The organism is Mycetohabitans rhizoxinica HKI 454, from assembly GCF_000198775.1.
In the GTDB taxonomy this organism is placed as follows: domain Bacteria; phylum Pseudomonadota; class Gammaproteobacteria; order Burkholderiales; family Burkholderiaceae; genus Mycetohabitans; species Mycetohabitans rhizoxinica.
Window position 1 is genome coordinate 1565992 of the sequence record NC_014722.1, and the last position, 18776, is coordinate 1584767.

Below are 18776 nucleotides of genomic sequence, written 5' to 3' on the forward strand. Positions count from 1 at the left end.
ATCCTCTTCAAAGAGTCAAACTCGCGCGTAGGAAGTCGCGCCAAGATGCGTAAGTGGGCTCGGATTCGCTGACGATTCGGATGCCGCATTAAGCAGTTCCTCGACGTCTTGCGCCAATTGACGCCCCCCGTCGACGGCAGTGTACTGAAACTGAATCACAATATCGGTCATCGCTTCGAACAATGCCTGCTGATCGTCTTGGCCGTGCCGCGGAAACTCCAGCAGCCATGACGAGACTGCACCGGTGCCTTCAAACGGGAAATAGCGCCCATCATCAAAACTCATCTGCACCACCCCGCTATCGTCTAAGCCGGTAGATAGCGCAATCTGCCCAGTTGGACGCAAGTTGAAACGAATATCGGTGGTATCTGCCCGATCATCGTTGGGATTATGGGTGTAGCAAACTGCCGCAAAAGAAGGTTTGATCACTGTTTGGCTGGACGTTTGCAGCAGTCGCGCGCGAATGTTTTGGTACGGGCCAATGACCGCCGGGAGCGTGACCGACACGCGCAGCAGCTGGCGCAGATACAGGCCCGGGTAGTCTTCATCTAGCATGCGTGCTGTCAACTCAAACGGCAGTTGACCGTCTTTTTTCAACTGCTCAATCACGCCAGACCAAGCCGTTTTCTTTATTGCCGCCTGTGCCTCAAACAGCTGGCGCAGCGACACGGTTTTGATCAGCTCCAGCCGTCGCTCATTGCGATGCACAAAAGCCGACTCCATTTTCAGTAGCGCAAGCTTAAGCGCTTCACCCGCGCCGAGACCATGATAGTTATCGAACCACACATCGGGCTGAATAAACTGCGTATCATAATCGCCAACCTCGTATTGCCAACACGCCTGCGCCGACAGACACAGGGCAGTGACTGCGTCATAGGCTTGAAAGTACAATGTTGCCATCTGCCCTTGCAGCCAGCGATAGAGCGAGACCTTGCTGCCGCGGGTTTGGCTCAAGAACGTGTACAGCTCCTGCGCTTGCGTCTTGGCGCGACGTTGCTGCTTCAGCGCGGTTTGAGCCGCTTGAATCTGCACTACTTGTGCCGCGATCTGCGCATCGATTGCCTCCATCTCTTTTTGCGCCAGATCCCGCTGGTGTTCCCATTCCTCGCGACGGCGGCGATAGCGATCCGACGCCTCAAGATTCATAGCCATGATTTGTGCCATGGCTGACTCAGTCGCCAGGCCATGCGCAGCGGCTTGAAGCGGCGCGCCAAAGTCCATGCCACCATTGGCCAAACCAAAGACGTTAGGCGCCGTTGACGCGACTGCACCGGCCATCGATAACGCACTCACACCAGCCTGCAGTTCCTGGCTCCGGTTGTTGGCCGCTAGCGCAGCGATCTCCTCAGCCGACACATCACGCTCCACTTGCTCACGGTAATAGTCGTAACGTAATGCGATGCTGGCTTTGTTGGCATGTAACGCCGCTTCAGTTGCTTGCGCCTGCTCGACATATTGCTGCTGCAACTGTTCAGCAAAATCGGCTAGCTCAATCACATGACGCTGTTGTAGTTCTTCTTGCGCGCAGCGATCTCCCGCCTCCATATACTGGCGAACCTGATCGCCAAAACGACACAGTGTTTCTACCGCGTTCTGCGCCCGCGGCAAAATCGCAATAAACCGGTACGGTGGAATCACCAGGTGCGCGCCTGGATTACGCTGGCCTGGGCCGGCCCCGGCCGCTTGTGCGCGCAGCAAATCGCGTGGATTGGCTAGCGCGTCAAACAGCGGCAAGCTCATCGGCTTGCCATCAAGCGTCAGATTATGGCGCAGGTTGTGAAGCCGGGAGGCCAGCGTATCCCACACGTCGAGCAACTGTTGATTGAGCGGCAGGCGAAAGTCCGGCACATCGAGTAAATCAAGCATCACTGGCCCGCCGGGTTGGGCCGGAAGATTGCTGAGTGTCGCGTCATCGAGCGTCGCTTCGAACGCGGTGAGTGCCGTCACATCGGATTGGTTAAGCGCCTCTAGGCTAGCCGGCGTCCAGCGGCTCACGCCGCGAAACGATGGTGCATTGCCCATCAACGACAAGGCCCGCACATACAACAATTTGGCTTCGGTCAGGCTATCGCGTGTCAAGCGCCGATAGAGCGAGTCGGCCCATGCAATCAAATTGTGCACATAATCAAGATAGACCTTTTTACAGTAGTGCTCGGGACGCGAGTACGCAATGGCATCTGGGTCGGTCGGCCCGTCCACTTCATATGCGTCATCACCTTGTCCAATCAGGGGCCGCACCTGCCAATAACTGGGCGTGTCGCGTTCAGCCGGAATCACCAATGCGCTCGGATTGAATAGATAATGCAACCAATCTTGTGCGTCCGCGTAGTTCAACTCGTTTGTGAGTTGGTGTGCCACTAAATGGGGCATATGGAAAAAGAGCTCCCAGAAATAGCGGCCATTGGCACCATCAAAATCCATCAGCACCGGCGTTTCAGGCGCGTCCGGCGTGCCTGGCTCTTCGATATGCTGCGTATCCCAGTGCAGCAACCGCGCCAATGAAAACGAAGCGCGCTGAATCAACTGCCCCGCAAACAGTGTATTGAGCCGTACGTACTTGACGTTTAAATTTTGATCACAGGTAAGATCCAAAAACTGCCCGCCATTGCACTCTACGATTGCGGGGCGGTTCAAGGGTTTTTCTCGAACGGTGACATCAAACCAATTATAGCCATACGAAGAATCATCGTTCTTTGCTCACGCCAAAGACAAATGCATGCTTGTAAGGCCAATTGGCATTCTCGCTTCTAGTCGTAGTGACCATGCCCGTCACAGCGCCACCGTTTAGTGTCAATGGATCACGTTTAACAGTGAGCTCTTCTTGTTCTTGAAAATGATCTCCTTTGCGCTGCCAGACACCAAAAGGCACAGCATAAAAGCTGTGTCGATATGTAACCAGCCGATTATAAATTGATTGAAAGTTATATTTTTTATTTTTTTCATTAATTTTAAATGAAAATCCTGCGCCATCTCGCACATCATTAAATGACATCTTCAAAATATGGTTTTCAATTTCATCTGACAGGCCAAAAGTTATTGTTGTTGTACTATTTCGCTCGGCCCTTAACTTCGTAATTAAGCTTTGCTCATAAAACAACTCGACTTCCGCAACAAAATTGAAAAAATTTTGAGTAATGGAGAATGTTGCCTGACTGGGTCCAGACCGATTACTATTGTTTGGCCGAACCTCCAGCTTGAGCGTCAACCATAAATCATCCCATGATGCTTTATCTAGCAGTGTATACTGCACTAACAGAGTTTCAATGCGCCGGTTTTCCCGTATTGCATGGCATTTGCCGCGGATATTGAAGTCAACTTCGTACTGGATATTACCTTCTAAAGAGAGAATGTCTTCTTTTTTGGTGACGCATTCCACTTCCAAATCAAGCATTGGGTTGATGCCGCCATTTGGCGTATGTGGTGCCCAACTATTGTCATACGTATCATCGGGATTTTTATTCCATCGGACAGACTCGACCTCAAACTCAATCCCCTCAAAAACGGTCTCCCAACTGACGAACCGGCTTTGCAACGTTTGCGGATTGGAAAACCGTTCTGATGCCAAACCCTTAAGTACAGCTTCATTTTTTCCTAAATCAATAGGATCAAACACGGCATTCCATGCACGCGTAATCGCGTTTTCGTCTTCCTTATCTTTTGTTAAAGCTACCGCTAATGTGGTGTCTTGTTTAGAGAGACTTTCGAACGCAATTGCGAGCAACTTAAACGGCGGCTGGTCGTCTTTCTCAGCGTCCCTTGTACCCACTGTCATTGGCGCCGACCACTGACCATTCAGGTTCAGGTACGCGAGCTTGAGGTCATAGTTGTACTCGTTAATCGTCCCGTCATCGCTCATCGTTTCTACTTTCGGATGCTGCTCGACCCACACAACGAACAGTCGGCCGCCGGTGCACACTGGGCGAATCAGCGAGACATTATCGCTAAACGCAACGTCAATCAGTTGCCATTCATCCCACGCGGTGGGATTGAGCCGCGTGTTGGCGGGTTCAAGCTGCACCCGCGCCTTGCGCCAATAGTAGCGGTGCGGCGCGGTCTTTTCCTGTCCGATAAAATAGTAATCGGCATCACGATGACTGGGCCCATCGATGTAGCCACTGAGCACTTTGAGGTTGCTCACTTGCTCAAAGCGCCTCAAGTAGTCGAGCGCCGCGTCGCGCACCCGATCGCTGTTGATACGCGCTTGCGCAATAGACGATTCAAACTCTTTAAAAATTTGCGTCTTCTTAATGCGCAGTGTCGGATCAATATAGTTTTCCGGATACGACTGCAGCAGCTGATTGGCACCCCAGACTGAATACAGCGCCTGCCAGTGGCGCCAATAGTCAATGTCGTCACGCTCATAGGCTTGTGTTGCATGGCCCGGCTCCATGCCATTGTAGATGCCATGGATATACTGCTGAAGACTGGCAATCGCCTCAGCCACCCAAGAGGTGGTGACCTTTGCGCTGACTTGATTGTCCAGCAGCAGATACTGATACAGATCTTCCGGTGTGGTAAGTTGACCGGCCGCAATACCTTGCTCAGGGGCAATCTGCCCCAGATAAAACTGCACCAGCGCATCGCGGCGGGTTTCGTCAAGCTGTGACAAGATTGGGTGATCGGCGTTCATCGTCGTGGTTCCTTATGCGTGTGGCCGTTTTCTCATTTGGGCACCGCTGGCCGACTCCAGGAGGTTGACTTTGAGCCACTGCACATGACCAAGTCCGACCAGACGGATACCTAACGCGAACTGCGCACGCTCACGCCCGCGACAGTCAATCTCCCAACCTATCCCCTGCTCGAGGTCGTTCAGTGGCTCAACTTGCAAAAACGGCGGTGTCGCGCTTAGCCCTAGCCCCATCACGTTGGGACCGCCCCACGTCAACGTGACCTCTTGGTCTTTAAGCCAAGCTTGGTTTGACGCCCGGCTTCACCTGCAACTTGTAGGCTTGTCCATGCCGGAACGTGATAGGCGATGACGCATCGGTGAGGGGTTGGTCATTCAGTATCAATTCCCATCTAGGCTGCGCAAAGATGTCAACGTCAATCGTAACTTCTTGTTCATTGGCCAAACGAGCCACCACGGTGTATGAATTAGCGTGGTCGCGTGGAAGGGGTAGGATACTTTCACCCAATACGTCACTCTTTACGATCTTGGGCTCATCTTCGCCGATCTGCCAGCTCACCGGATAGCGAGCGGCGGGCTCTATTTGGTTCGATCCGCTCGTGGCCTGCACACGTACTTTTAATAAGAGCGGTTGTCCACCCACAACCGTGCGCACGTTACTCTCAGTTATTCGCTCCAGTGTTGGATTGCCGAGCACCTCGATAGCTTGTTCCAACATCTCGAGCGACTGATCGTTTGACTTATTGCCCGGCTTTGGTTTGGGCCCCATATAAGCCGCACCCACTGTCACACTACCGGCCTCAGTTGGCTGAAAGGTAAATTGCGCAAGACCATTGTCATCGGTATAGGACTCACGCAACTCACCGGTGGTCGCAAGCTCCCAGCAGATAGTTTGGTCTGGCGCAGGCTCACCGGACAAGCTCAGCATACGGCATTGCACGGTGATGGCTTCCCCAGCCACATTGCTCGTTATCACACGCAGGTTATACGACCTATCTAAATACGGTCGGTCTACAAAGGTAATCGTCGGGAAAGTTCTGCCTGAATTCGTCCCATAGGAGGCCAAGACATTGCAGTCTTGCACTTGTTGACTGACCAGCTTGACCCGCGCATAGCCATCCCGATCCGTATGCGTGTCAGCCTGCAACAGTCGGCCCGCAGTGGTCGTCCATTGAACCAGACGATCCACGCCGGCATTGTCATACCGGTCCTGGAGTTGCACAAAAAGCTCGACGCTCTCACGCTCACCTGCCAGCGGTGGTTGAACAGGCGGTATGGGTTGCTTAGTAGTAAATCTCAGACTGACTTCATCACAGTCGATCAACACCGTCGGCATGTCAATCACTTGGTCCAACCCGATGCGCGCACGCACGCGGGCCACTCCCATAACGACGCCTGGATAAAGTTCAACAGTGGTCACGCCATCTTCGTTCGTCAGTGTCTGCGTCTGGTGCAAACTACCGGCGTCTTCAACACTCCATCGCACCACAATGCCATGCAGCGGCTCGCCGGCCAAATCCCGGATGGTCAGCGTAAAGGTGGCAATATTGTCCGATGCGTCATAATTGGCAATGAGCTGCTCGGGGCTCACCGTGCATGTGCTGGTCACGCTCTGGCCCACTTCCACCACAGGTCCGCGCTCGGACTGTTCGCTGGCCACTGTCGCAGCGGTTAAGCAACTGAGCGCATTTTGCGCCGCCTTGCGATACGCCGAATCAGGCGAATGTAGCGTGAGCGCGCCCAAATCAAGCAGCGCTTGCGCATTCAGCCCCGTGGTGCGGCACAGTGCGTAGCAGCGCAGCAGCTTGTCGAACTCGACTAGATTGAATACGATGCCCTGCTCGTTAATCGACTGCGCGACCGTTAAAATCTCGCGTGCACTCCAGCCCAACAACTCAGCCAGTTTACCCGCTGCGCCATCGCGCACCAGCCGCAACTGATCTTCAGACGGCGCACTGACACCATCGTGGGCAAACAGTTCCGGGTCGTTAACCAGTTTGAGATAGTGCAGCAGCTTCTCTGGCGGGTGCTGAGCCACTTTGATCACGCGCGCATACAAGCTCAGATAATATAAGTGCTGCAGCGTAATCGTGCCTGCGGCAAAGCCAAACCAATCGCGTCCCCAACTTTGGGCGTGCGCCTGTAGCATCGCCGCATCCAGCTGAAACTGTTGCGCAATACGCGCGAGCCGACCCAATTCGGCCAGCTTCACTAGCATCGTGTCATAGCCCTCGGGCGTTTCGTTGTCCTCGTCCACAAGCGAACGCGTAAACCGGCGAGCAGTGGACAGCAGCGTATCGACCGCCTTGTCAGCAGCCTGCATCGACCACACGAGCAGTGCGTACGCACTTTGACCGGCCCATGCAATGATCGGCAACACGCGCTCCGCGCTCAGCTGCAAATACCCCGCTACACTTTCTTGCACCACCGCCAGCTGGGCAGCCCGTGCACGCAACACCACAGCTAACAGTGTTTCGATTAGATTTTGCTTTTCCACCTCCACTGGCGCCGCATCGTCGTGCTTGGGCACCGGCGCACTCGGCGCAGCTCGATGATGGCCACGTGCGTTGTCGGGCTTGCTAGCATACAGTGCATCGATCACCTGCGTGAGGATTGTGCGGGCACTAAGCGCATACGCGTCGTCTGACGCCGACACGCCATCGCGTATCACGCCCTGCTCATCCATCAAATCGTGCAACAGACATAGCCAATCTGGCGAGATGGAGTCTATACCGTTAATTATGATCGTCTCGGGTATTCCTGCTTCGAGCAGCGTAGTGCGCGTCACGCGCACCGGCTCGAGTCGGCTTTTGAGCTCCTGGATTAGTTTCTTTTCCGCATCGGTGGCCACCGTGGGGGTGACTGGCGACTGCACATGTTGTATCAACCACACAACGTCGATATTGTTGCCTTGGCACCACTCGACGCAATTGACTACGGCCACTAACGTGCTGAGCAAATCCGCGGAACCATAGACTTGGTACGTCAGGTTTACGGGCCGGCCCGCCATCTGATTCACCAACGATGGCCCCCCATCACCGAGTATTTCCAATAGCGCGGTCAGCACAATTGGATGCAGCTTTAGCGTGCGCGCCAGGCTTGTGATGCGATAAAAAGACGAGACCGTGGCCAGCGAACGTGTCAGCCGTAGTTGATTGTCTTGCTGCGGTGTACTGCCAGTGTTCGCTTCGGCAACCAAGCGAGCTAAATATTGAAACGTTTCTTGATTCAGACCCAATGCGGCACAGATGTGCTGCACCGTCTGCTTACCCCGCTCGTCGTGCTCGGCTGGCCGAATATCGAAGGGCGTGTCATCGAGCACCAGCGGCTGAGCAAACAGTGACTGAGCATTGAAGAGGCGGTCAAACTGCGACGGTGTCGTGCCTTGCCCATACGGTGAAATCTGATGCAGCCACGCGGCAAAGTCCTCAGCCTTCACACCATAGCGCTGTCGCAGGTCCTGAAACACGCCCAACGCGCGCAGTGTGTTGGGCGTCATCCACGGTCGCTCGACGGCCTCGCCTTGCTCAGCAATAATCGCTGCGCTCACCAAGCGATCCGTGTCAGCGTACGATAGGTTCAGCCAGCGGCTGAGCCGAATCAATCGATTCGCCCGATCGGCCCGATCTTCGGTTAAATTCACGAGACGATGCGCTGGTTGCGCGTCGAGTTCGGGATTGCCATCGCCGCTCAGCCGCGCTTGCCCGAGATCGGCCTTACTGTCGATATCAATCGACGGTTGCGAAGCGCTGTTGACAAACACCGCGCCAAACATCGACGCATCGACGGGCCCCGGATCGGGTTTGACATTCGGCGAGGCCGTGGGCGCGTGCGTTTGCAGTGCAAATAGCTCATCCAAGGCGTGGCGTGACATATCCGTGCGCAGACAAAAAACGTCGGTGCGCTGTAGCTCAGGCAGCGTATCAACACCAAAATGCCGCTTGAAAAACGTCGTCTGGTCCTCGCTAAGCGCGGTGGCCCGTACCGCGAGCGTATGCGGGTCATAACGGTGCGAGCGCGCCGTATCAGACGTAGCCAAACCGGGAAAGTATGGCGCCTCGATTAACAGCGCACGCCGGTTAGCACCCAGGCCAGTGCTTTGCTGCATCGCCGCATCCGAGCGCGGTGAATGCGCGCCTTTGCGGTAGAAGTACGGATAGTCGTTGTCCGTGTGCCGCGCGACATCGCCCAGCGTCAATGGCGGCTCTGCAAACGCGAGAATTGCATTGATTTGTTCCTGCCAATGCTCATACGGTAAACGCCACGGGTAACGGCAATCGGCCAAGGCCGTATCCACTGCATCATTGAGCGCGTCATCTTCGTCGCTCGACGACGCGGGCAAATACTGGTCAATCGCATGCGCGAGCACATCGTTGACAATCGAAAGCGTGCGGCACGGCTGATTCATCGCAGCCGTATCAAGCACCTTTTTTGCAATGTCCGGTCGGCGCTGAGCGAGCCGGATCTTAAAATCGTCCTCTGAGTCTGCCTCCAAGGCTAGCGCAATTCGATATAGCTGCATCAGGTACGCGACCGACGAGGTCCGTGACTCGATTGCGCTCGGCTGCGCCATCGCGTCAAAGTCTGGTTGGAACAACCAGTCATAGCGAGGACCGGCCGTGAGCGCATGCAGGCCATGACGCAACTCGAACGCACGCCGCCCACGCAGCTCCTGTTCGCGAAAGCGGCGTGCCACCGCCACCGCCACGCTGCGCGCTCGATTATGCAGCCGCCGCGCTTCGGTAATGTGCAGCTGATTAAATTGGCGCATCCATTCGCGAGGATGGTGTTGTGCCAATGTGATCACCGAACCGGCTTGCGCGATCACCGAGCGCACGACTGACGACTCGGCAGCGCCTATGCGCTGCATTAGCGACGCAAATTGCTCAGAAGACTCTGAATCCATACGCTTCCTCATTGTGTCGGCCTTGCTTCTACTCTCGCAGACGATGGCCATCTTGAATTCGCGTGAGTCCATCTACCCATATCTGGATAAATTAATAAGCACAACCAACAGATTAAAGATTTTTAGCTTAGCAATGCTACGCACTGCCAACGCAGCGGCACTTTAAACAAATGGCTTAAACGAGCGGACTACCCAAAGTGCAGTGAGATGTCACTGGTAAAGAGGCGTGCAAACGCCTTAGGTTACGCAGGACGGTTGAAGAGTACAATATAGGCAGGGCAAGCAGAGGCGTTGCACAGACACGGCGCCATTCGGTTTATGGCTGGGGTACTTCTTCATCTTGTTCCTCCAGACATCAAATTTATCTATCAGGAACGACTATCGTTAGGCACCCGTTCGCTGACCGATCACTTCATCATTTAGCCGCTGACCCACAATATATTGAAGCATCGTACTGCGCTGTCATGCGCAACTTCAACGATGTGGCTTCCGACCACTATAGAACGTCATCGTATAAACCTCAAACAAATTATCTTTATTTAAACCGACAAACAACTGAGGTGCCCGGCGCAAGGCATGCTTCGAACAACTTTTGCTTGCTCCGCCGGACAAATCGACGCTTGCCGTTCGCGGCCGACGCTAACGGCCTTCAAGCCAGTTGGGCAAATATACAGAGCAGGCCAGTTGGCAGCCGTCGAAGATTACTGCACCAGCCATCACGGACTGAAGGCCGTGGCTCGACGTCACGGCGTGAACGTTGAATCGCTACGCAGATGGTCTGCGCTTTACCACGTGCATGGCGTCAACGGGATACAGCAGAAGCGCAGGAGCCGAAACTTCAATATCATTGGCGACTGGGACCGCGCGTATGACGAAGGCGGTGTGGCCGTCTTGTCTGCGTATTCGTCGATGTACCACATAAGAATGACAAAGCAGTTGATCAACGAGCCTGAGGCTAAGTTGCGTGATGACGAGGTACGCACTCGCCAGGACCTGCTAGACGAGTTGAACCACCTTCGCATGGAGAACGCTTACCTAAAAAACTTGACGCCTTAGTTCAAGCGAAGAAGCAGGCAGCGCCGCAGTGAAAACGCGCATCGTGCTTGAGCTAAGGCGACAAGTACGCGAGCTTGAAGGCCAAGATCCGCTCGGTGTTTGACATTCACAAAGGGCGGTACGGCTATCGACGCATCACCGCGGCCATACCGTAGGAAGGGGAGGCTGAGCCCGGTGGCGTACCGGGCTCAGTTCGCACAGGCATAGCTGCCACACCATCCAACTGTGTGGGGTCACTTTATAGGCAGATGTACCCTTTTTTAACACGCAGGCGCCGAAAGCAACCTTTTACGTCAAGACAGTCCTAACACCGCGCTTACCCTCAATCAACTCTTGCCCATACAGCGACACGCAGAATTCTGCGATCACGTCAAACACCTCGGGTTCGGTCAACAACGTCATATGGCTGGATGAGTTCACCTCAATCATCTCAAAGCTTGGCAATTGTCGTTGCCATTCTTGCCAATAGTTTGTGTGATTAAAGGCCGCGAATTCTTGGCTGTCGGTGGAAAAATAAGGCTCCAAATCTCCCATCCACAAACCACTGGCATTACGGAAGTAATAACAGGCGACTTCCTCGGCCTTCGGCAACGGCAGAATCTGATAATGCTCCACCTGGTAGGATTGTTGAATCCGCGCCACTTGCTCCATCATCTGCTGCAACCGGTCATCACTTATCTTCAGCCCTCGCTGCCGCGCCAACGTCATCAATTGCTGCCGATATTCTTGATGCGACAACGACAGATCAATTTCGTCCCGGTGAATTAACACTTCGGCAAAACGTTCAGGCGTGTCGCTGATCGTCATCTGCAAAGACATATTGACTGCCTGTAGCAGTCGGGTCTTATCGGCCAACTTGGCGGTACGCTCACCGGTGACATCCGGCGAATCCAGCATCACCAAAGTCGTTACCGCTTCCCCCGATTCCTGCAATTGCCGGGTCACCTCATAGGCCAGCATGCCACCGAGCGAGTAACCGCCAAGATCGTAGGGGCCCTGGGGCTGCACCGATTGAATCGCTTGAACATAATAGGCCGCCATCGCCTCAATGCCCTGGAGCGGTTCGCGCTCGGTCATCCATCCCTTGGCTTGAAGTCCGAAAAACGGCCGGTCGATATGATGGGCTAGCTCTTGGTATATCTCAGTGCCACCCAGGGCGCCATGGAACCAGAAAATGGGTCGGCCATCGTCCACCGTATTGAGTCGCTGCAGCTCCAAGAAGTGTGTCGTTGGACGAGTAAACAGCTCGCTGATTTTCACTGGCAGCATGGGCCCTTTTGCGCTCGCCCGCTCACCCCGTTCGTTCAGCAACGCAAGCAAGTCTTGAATCGTGACGCACTGCTGGATGTTGGCCAACGCTAACTCAGGATCGATTTCCGCTTGTAGCCGCATCGCCAACTGGACCATGACGATGGAGTCAGCACCATAGACACTGAGTGGCTTGGCCGGCGACAACTCTTGCGGTTGCATACCCAGCAAATCAGCCAACACGCGCAGCCCATGTTCAGCGGCAGTCTCCTCGTGGCTAACATGCTCATCGACCACGTTCACTGCCGTACTGTCCGAGGTCTGCTGCGTCGCGCTAGCCGCCATAGCGTTGTCATGCAACGTTTTTGGCGTGTTGGACTGCTCGAGCCAGTAGCGTTTTTTATCAAACGCATAAGTCGGCAATGAGACGATTTTTACGCCATAACCAGCAGAGGTATTTTCCGCTAGATTGTCCCAAGAAATCTCACCGCCCTGAGTCCAGAATAGCGCCAGCTGTTGTCGCTCATCGGCAGCCATCAGGCTACGGCTTAACGCGTCTGCGCCAGGACCGGATAGCAGGCTAGCTATCGCCGCCGGTACCTCGTCAATATTGCCAAAGAACAAAGGCAAATTGAGCTTTTCCAACGCAGCCATCCCGTCACCGCGGTTCAGCACCTGCACAATCTTGTACAGTGCAGCGCGTAACTCGTCCATGCTTTTCACTAGCAACGCCAGCCGCCACGGCATCGCTTCACGGCCAACTTGCAGAGTGTAGGCAACGTCGTTGATTCGTAAATCCGGATGCGTATCGAGATGGCGGGCCAACCTCGACACCCCCTGGTGCAATGAGCGGACGCTTTTCGCCGATATCGGCACGATATAAAGAACACCGTTCTCGACCTGCGCTACATTGCCCTCTAGTTGTCCTGGGGTTTGCTGATGCTTCTGATATTCTTCAAGCACCAGGTGAGCATTGGAGCCGCCAGCACCAAAAGCGCTGAGCGCTGCCCGGCGCGGATATTGTCGACTTACCCCGTCCGTCTCGACCACGGGCTGAGGCCAATGGCCCAACTCGCGTTGCAATACAAAAGGTGAATTCTCAAAATCCAGCTTAGGATTAAGTGAGCCAAGCAACAAAGACGGCGCCAGTTGCTGATGTTGCAGTTGTAATACCAGCTTGCTGAGTTGGGACATGCCCGAAGCCGCCTCGGCGTGGCCGATATTCGACTTGACCGAGCCGATTGCACAGGATTGGTGGGCCACGCCGGCTTGGCCAAAGACTCGATTCAGCGCACTAAGCTCGATGGCGTCGCCCATTGCCGATCCATTCGCCGCCGCCTCCACATAACTGATCGTGCGCGGATCAACACCTGCTCGCTTGAAGTTGCTGTCGATCAGCGCTGCCTCCGCCTTGGCACTAGGCATCGAAAAACCATGGGTATGGCCGCCATGATTGACGGCGGTCGACTTGATCACCGCCAGGATCTGATCGCCATCGCGTTCGGCGTCGGCCAGTGTCTTAAGCAAGACTGCGCCGACCCCTTCCGCCGGCAAATAACCATCGCCGTCGGCAAAGCTGCGGCTGCTGGCGTGGCTGCCCAGCACCTTACCGATACTCAGGCCGATGTATTTTTTCGGATGCAGCGTTAGGTTAACGCCGCCGGCAATCGCCAGCCGGCAATCGCCATTGCGCAGTGCCTCACCGGCGGCATGGATCGCGGAGATCGACGACGAGCACATCGTGTCGATCGCCAAACTCGGCCCCTGAAAATCAAAGAAATAAGAGACCCGGTTCGCAATCGCGCTGTATGAAGTCACGGACACCAGCGACTCTCTGACGAAATCCGCTTCAAACGCTTGGTACTGTTGGTACATGACGCCGACAAACACGCCAACCTGCTGCTGATACTGCTGTTTTAACCGTTGTCGAGTCAACCCGGCACTTTCCAGTAAGTTCCAGCAAGTTTCGATAAACAGCCGGTCGTTGGGGTTGATGATTTCCGCCTCACGAGGCGACAGATTGAAAAACAGCGGGTCGAAATCTTCTACCCCATCGAGAAAACCGCCCCATTTACAATAGGTCTTATCAAACCGGTCGCGCTGGTCAGCAAAATAAGCCTGATGGTCCCAGCGCTGCGTGGGCACTTCGCTGATGAGGTCTTCGCCGCCTGCCAGCTTATGCCAAAACGCCTCCAAATCTTCGGCGCCAGGGTAGCGCCCGCTTATACCGACGATCGCCAGTTCACGGCTTGAATTGGCCATTGACGGGGTATCTTGCCGCGCAGCACGGCGACGACGCTTGCGCGCGGGCAGCTGCGTCGCAACGGCTATTTGCTCGACCTTTTCTACCTGCGCTACCGGCTCTGTCTTCTGTTCGTTCTTGGCGGTCGTGCGCCGATTAACCGGCTCGCCCAACACCCGCTGCTGCAACGCGTCGCGATGATGATGAATAAAGTACTCGCTCAGCTCACGCACCGTTTGGTATTCGTATAACAACGTATTCGGTAGCGAGCCAAAACTTTGTTCCAGTTTAGTCGTCAGCTCGGTGAGGATGATCGAGTCAACGCCGTAGCGTTCGAAGGAGCCATCGCTGTCGATTTTTTCTACAGGCCGCTTCAGCGTCGTCGAGAGCAATTGCTTGAAATAACGGATCGCCGGCTCGGTCAAATCCCGGTGCACTGATTCGTCATTGGCGTTGGCCACCGGCGACGGCTCATCAACTAGAATTTGCGTCGTCGGCGCAGCAGGCTGTTCAGCCGCGACCGGCTCGTCAAACATAGCCGACACCGGCTCATGCCACTGAGCCGCGATAAAGGCTTTAATTTTGGCGGTATTGCCTTCTAACACCATCAACCGCTCAGGTGCGCTGGTATCGGCAAGCGCCCGACGCAGCAACTCCAGGCCACCGTGATCGCTCAACGGTTGGATGCCAGTCTGCTCGACCATGAGTTGCTCGCGTTGAGGATCAATCTGCATCCCGCCATTGCGCCATAACGGCCAGTTCACCGCGAGCGTGCGGCCATGGCGATGACCCGCAGCGGTCTGGCGGTTACGCCAGCCGGTGAACTCGTCCAAAAAGGCATTAGCCAGCGCATAGTCGCCCTGGCCAACATTACCAATCACCGCGGAAACCGACGAAAACAGGACAAAACAATCTAGCGCAAGATGAGCGCTAGCCCGGTCCAGATTCAGCACCCCCGCCACCTTAGGCCTCAGTACCGCCGCCCAATCGGCCTCGCTCTTGTTGTTAAGCAAGCTGTCCCGGGTCAGACCAGCACAGTGAAAAATGCCGTTAATACCGCCAAACTCCCGCTCGCACCGCGCGATTAGTTCATCGACAGCGGTCCGATCCGCCACGTCCAGCGCCTCAAGCTGCACTTGAGCGCCTAACTTTTTGATATCGGCGATCCGCTCGGCGGCTTTAGACGACAATTGGCCAGCCGAGCGGCTAGCTAGGATCAACTTGGCGCCATGCGCTTCCCGGGCTATCGCTTCGGCCAGCAACAGCCCCAATCCACCTACGCCGCCGGTCAGCAAGTAGACGCCGCCGGCGCGCCACGGCGCGGTTCCGGTAGCGGCCAACGCCGTTTCCCGCCAGGACGCCACCTGGCACTGATACCGGGTTCCAACGCTATCCTGATAACGGACTCGCTCGTCATCCTGATCGCTATCCTCGATCAATAACTGCGCCAGCGACTCAGGCGAATGGATCCCAGACACCTCAATGCACTGGCCGGCAGCGATCAGTCCTTCGTTTTTAGCGGTCTTGAGCAGCGCTTGCAGTGATGCGAAGACCGGGGCGGTAAGTCGTGGGCCATGATCACTGTCAAGCAGAACCAACTGCACCAAGCTATCCGATCGGTTGTCTTTCAGGTAACCAAGCAAAACGCCGGCCAAGGATTGCAACGCTAAGGCGGGATCCTCCGCAGCGGCAGGCAATCGCTCGACGCTGATCTGCCGGCCCGATCTCCGTTCCTGGCAGCAGTCTGCCAGTTTGTCCAGCATGATGGGTTGATTACCCGCCAGTAAGATCAATTGCCGGTTGTAGTGTCGTTCACCGTCCTGGCGTGGCGCTTTATCCCGCCAGATTGGCGCCATCACCAGCGACTTAGCCTGACTGCTATCCAATCTTTTCGACGAGAAGCCAAGCAGACGCAGCGCCACCCGGCCCTGGGCGTCACACAGATCCACGTCCAACTTGTTAATTCGTCCGGGATGGTGATTAGCGGCATAACGTACCCATGCATAGCAACCGTTGCCGAGCAGGTTAAGATCACCCAAAATCACGCCATCCAGCGCAAAGGGTACGAGTGGCTCACGGCGAGCATCCGACTGAGTCGGATCTACCAGCGCCAGTCCTAACGCCGCCTGCAACGCTGAATCGAGCAGGCCGGGAGGCAAACGCAGCGACTTGTCGCACTCGTCAGCTTCTGAGGGCTCGCCGGGCAACGCCAATTTAGCCAGCACTTGGCCGTTGCCCGCCTGCAATTCGCTGATCCCGCGGAAGTGTTCCCCATAGTTCAGCCCCATCTTGCCAAGGATTTGGTAGCACTGCTGTGGCTCCAGTCGCTGCTGCTCGGTAGCAGCGGCGATGGCTGGCAAGTTCAGCTGCGGTAAGGCTTGAGCAGTGCCGAGCAACGCCACGCCGCGGCAGTAGCTTGGGCCATCCACGGTAGCACCGAGAATCTCGAACAGAATCTCGCCATTGTCTTGCTCTGACAGCTCGATGTCGATGGCCAGCTCGCCACCGTCATGGCGCATCGGGTGCTGCCACGCGATATGCTTGAATTGGACCAGCGCCTCATCGTCGGCCAGCGACAGCTCGACCGCAGCCCTGGCCATTTCTAAGTAAGCGACCCCTGGCAGGATTTTGACGCCATTGACCCGATGCTCGTCAAAGAAGAATTCGTTACCATTAAATCGGCTGCTAAACCGTTGCCCCGCCAGGTCCGAAGTATTACGCTGCACTAAAGGATGTAGGATCGGCTCACCCGAGTGCTCGACCGCCAGCGCAGCGCTGATCCAATAAGTTTCACGGCTAAACGGATAGGTCGGCAGCGGGATTCGATGCGCCCGACCATCTGGATAAAGCTGACGCCAGTCGACGGTTGCCCCCCGGCACCATAACGCGAGCAACGTGTCGCGATCCTGTTGTTGCAGCGCTCGGAGCACCTCACCCGTCGCAATGTCGCCGGCAGGTTCGTCGCCCTGATCGTCGCCGTTGGTAAGATAGTGTCCGAGTTGGTCCAGAAGGCTGTCTCGACTGTCTGCCACGATTGCCAACCGGCATTCCATCGCCTCACGGCCCAACTGTAAACTGGCGGCCAAATCCGGTAACGCAAGCTGAGGCCGTTGCGCTATAAAGTCAATCAACTGCTTGACTCGCGACTTGAGTGCGTCAGGCGTCCTGGCCGATATCGGAAAGATCGTCGCAGCGCTGCCTTGTGCGGTTACGCCGACCGGTGGCTCAGCCGCCTCCAGTACGATGTGAGCATTCGTGCCGCCAAAACCGAACGAGCTGACACCCGCACGACGGGGCGTGTCAGACTGCTGCGGCCACTCCCGCGCTTGCTGCAACACTTCAAAAGGGCTGTCAGCCAAGTCGATATAGGGATTAAGCTGCTCGCTATGCAGGCTCTTGGGTAGATAACCGTGTTTGAGAACCAGCAACGTCTTGATCAATCCGGCGATACCAGCAGCAGATTCGAGGTGGCCAATATTGGTTTTTACTGAGCCGAGGTAACAGCGCCGCTCGCTGCTACGGCCCAGCTCAGCAAATGCCTGCTTGAGCCCGCTGATCTCAATGGGATCTCCGAGACGAGTGCCTGTCCCATGGACCTCAATATAGCCTATGCTGTCAATATCAACGCCTCGACAGGCCTGTTTGATCAGATTGGCTTGCGCCGTGGAGTTAGGCGCGGTCAGCGAATTGGCGTGGCCGCCATGGTTTCTCGCCGAGCCAATAATCGTGGCTACGATGTTGTCACCATCGGCCAATGCTTGTTGGTAATCCTTGAGGATTAACACTCCAACGCCTTCGCCCCGCACATAGCCGTCGGCATCGGCGGCAAAGGTTTTGCAACGGCCGGTAGGGCTTAACATGCCTGCCTTCGCGGCGCCGATGAACACCATGGGCTCGAAACAGAGGTTGACCCCACCGGCGACCGCTACCGTGCAGTCACCGTTAAGAATGGCTTGCGCCGCCTTGTATACTGCCACCAACGAACTAGAGCAGGCCGTATCGACCGGCGCGCTGGGACCGTGAAAGTCGAACAGGTAGGAAATCCGATTGGCAATGATCGAATGGGCGTTGCCAGTAGCATCGTGAGCGCCTGCCGCCGTGCGGGCCAATAAACCGTTATAGTCGGCTGACGATACGCCGATATAAACCCCCGTATCACTGCCACGCAGGCTTTGCGGGGGAATCCCCGCGTCTTCGAAAGCAGCCCAGGTTTGCTCCAGCACGATGCGGTGCTGAGGATCCATCGCTTCGGCTTCACGCGCCGAGATTTTAAAGAAATCGGCGTCAAACGCCATGGGGTCCTTGATGAAGCCGCCCGGGCAAGCAAATTCTTTCCGCAGGTGGCGGCGTTCGGCAATGCCCGGCACGTTCCAATAAGGAAACTCGCTGATGGCTGAGTGCCCCTGCACCAGTAAACGCCAAAATTCCTCAGTGTTATCGGCGCCGGGAAAACGCCCGGAGAAACCAACGATCGCCACTTTGCTGGCGTTCGGTTCCGTTTTAGCACCGCTGTCTACGCCACCGCCGATTTGCCGTCGGGTCTGCTGCTGCACAGTTTGCCGTTGTCCCGCACGCCGCTGGGTGGGCAGGCTGATGTCATTTAAATCGTTTGCAGTTGTCTTTTCCATGGCTCTGAATGCCCTTCCCATCCTGATGTGCCCGGCCGCATTGCGTACCGGGTCGATACGTCAGATTCA

At 55.7% G+C, this 18776-nt stretch carries 5 protein-coding genes and 2 pseudogenes; 2 read left to right on the forward strand and 5 right to left on the reverse strand.

Features of this window, described 5'->3' with window-relative positions:
- Window positions 1–15: 15 nt before the first annotated feature.
- The 4 genes from RBRH_RS07290 to RBRH_RS07305 are packed head-to-tail and all read right to left on the reverse strand — an operon-like array spanning window position 16 to window position 9533.
- Window positions 16–2634 (reverse strand): Tc toxin subunit A-related protein, encoded by a 2619-nt coding sequence (locus RBRH_RS07290; RefSeq protein ID WP_013435471.1) that lies wholly within the window; start codon window positions 2632–2634, stop codon window positions 16–18.
- 49 nt (window positions 2635–2683) lie between these two features.
- Window positions 2684–4630, reverse strand: coding sequence for a neuraminidase-like domain-containing protein (locus tag RBRH_RS07295; protein ID WP_013435472.1), 1947 nt, complete (start codon window positions 4628–4630; stop codon window positions 2684–2686).
- Between the two features lie 12 nt (window positions 4631–4642).
- Window positions 4643–4885 carry a hypothetical protein gene (locus tag RBRH_RS07300; protein ID WP_157864381.1) on the reverse strand — a complete coding sequence of 81 codons (243 nt, stop codon included), beginning with the start codon at window positions 4883–4885 and terminating at the stop codon, window positions 4643–4645.
- A gap of 16 nt (window positions 4886–4901) precedes the next feature.
- A complete protein-coding gene (locus tag RBRH_RS07305; RefSeq protein ID WP_157864382.1) occupies window positions 4902–9533 on the reverse strand; it encodes a Tc toxin subunit A in 4632 nt (1543 codons plus the stop codon).
- A 576-nt stretch (window positions 9534–10109) separates the two neighbouring features.
- Here RBRH_RS07305 and RBRH_RS21285 point away from each other — a divergent pair.
- A pseudogene (locus RBRH_RS21285) lies at window positions 10110–10355 on the forward strand (transposase); the annotation flags it as partial.
- A gap of 290 nt (window positions 10356–10645) precedes the next feature.
- Window positions 10646–10738 (forward strand): annotated as a pseudogene (locus RBRH_RS21290) (IS3 family transposase); the annotation flags it as partial.
- Window positions 10739–10877: 139 nt separating this feature from the next.
- Here RBRH_RS21290 and RBRH_RS07315 read toward each other — a convergent pair.
- Window positions 10878–18707 carry a type I polyketide synthase gene (locus RBRH_RS07315; RefSeq protein WP_041753595.1) on the reverse strand — a complete coding sequence of 2610 codons (7830 nt, stop codon included), beginning with the start codon at window positions 18705–18707 and terminating at the stop codon, window positions 10878–10880.
- Window positions 18708–18776: the final 69 nt, after the last annotated feature.

What these genes read in the sequence shown, in the direction of transcription:
- RBRH_RS07315 (WP_041753595.1), bottom strand. Translation starts at nt 18,707, where the DNA reads ATGGAAAAGACAACTGCAAACGATTTAAATGACATCAGCCTGCCCACC.
- RBRH_RS07305 (WP_157864382.1), bottom strand. Translation starts at nt 9,533, where the DNA reads ATGGATTCAGAGTCTTCTGAGCAATTTGCGTCGCTAATGCAGCGCATA.
- RBRH_RS07295 (WP_013435472.1), bottom strand. Translation starts at nt 4,630, where the DNA reads ATGAACGCCGATCACCCAATCTTGTCACAGCTTGACGAAACCCGCCGC.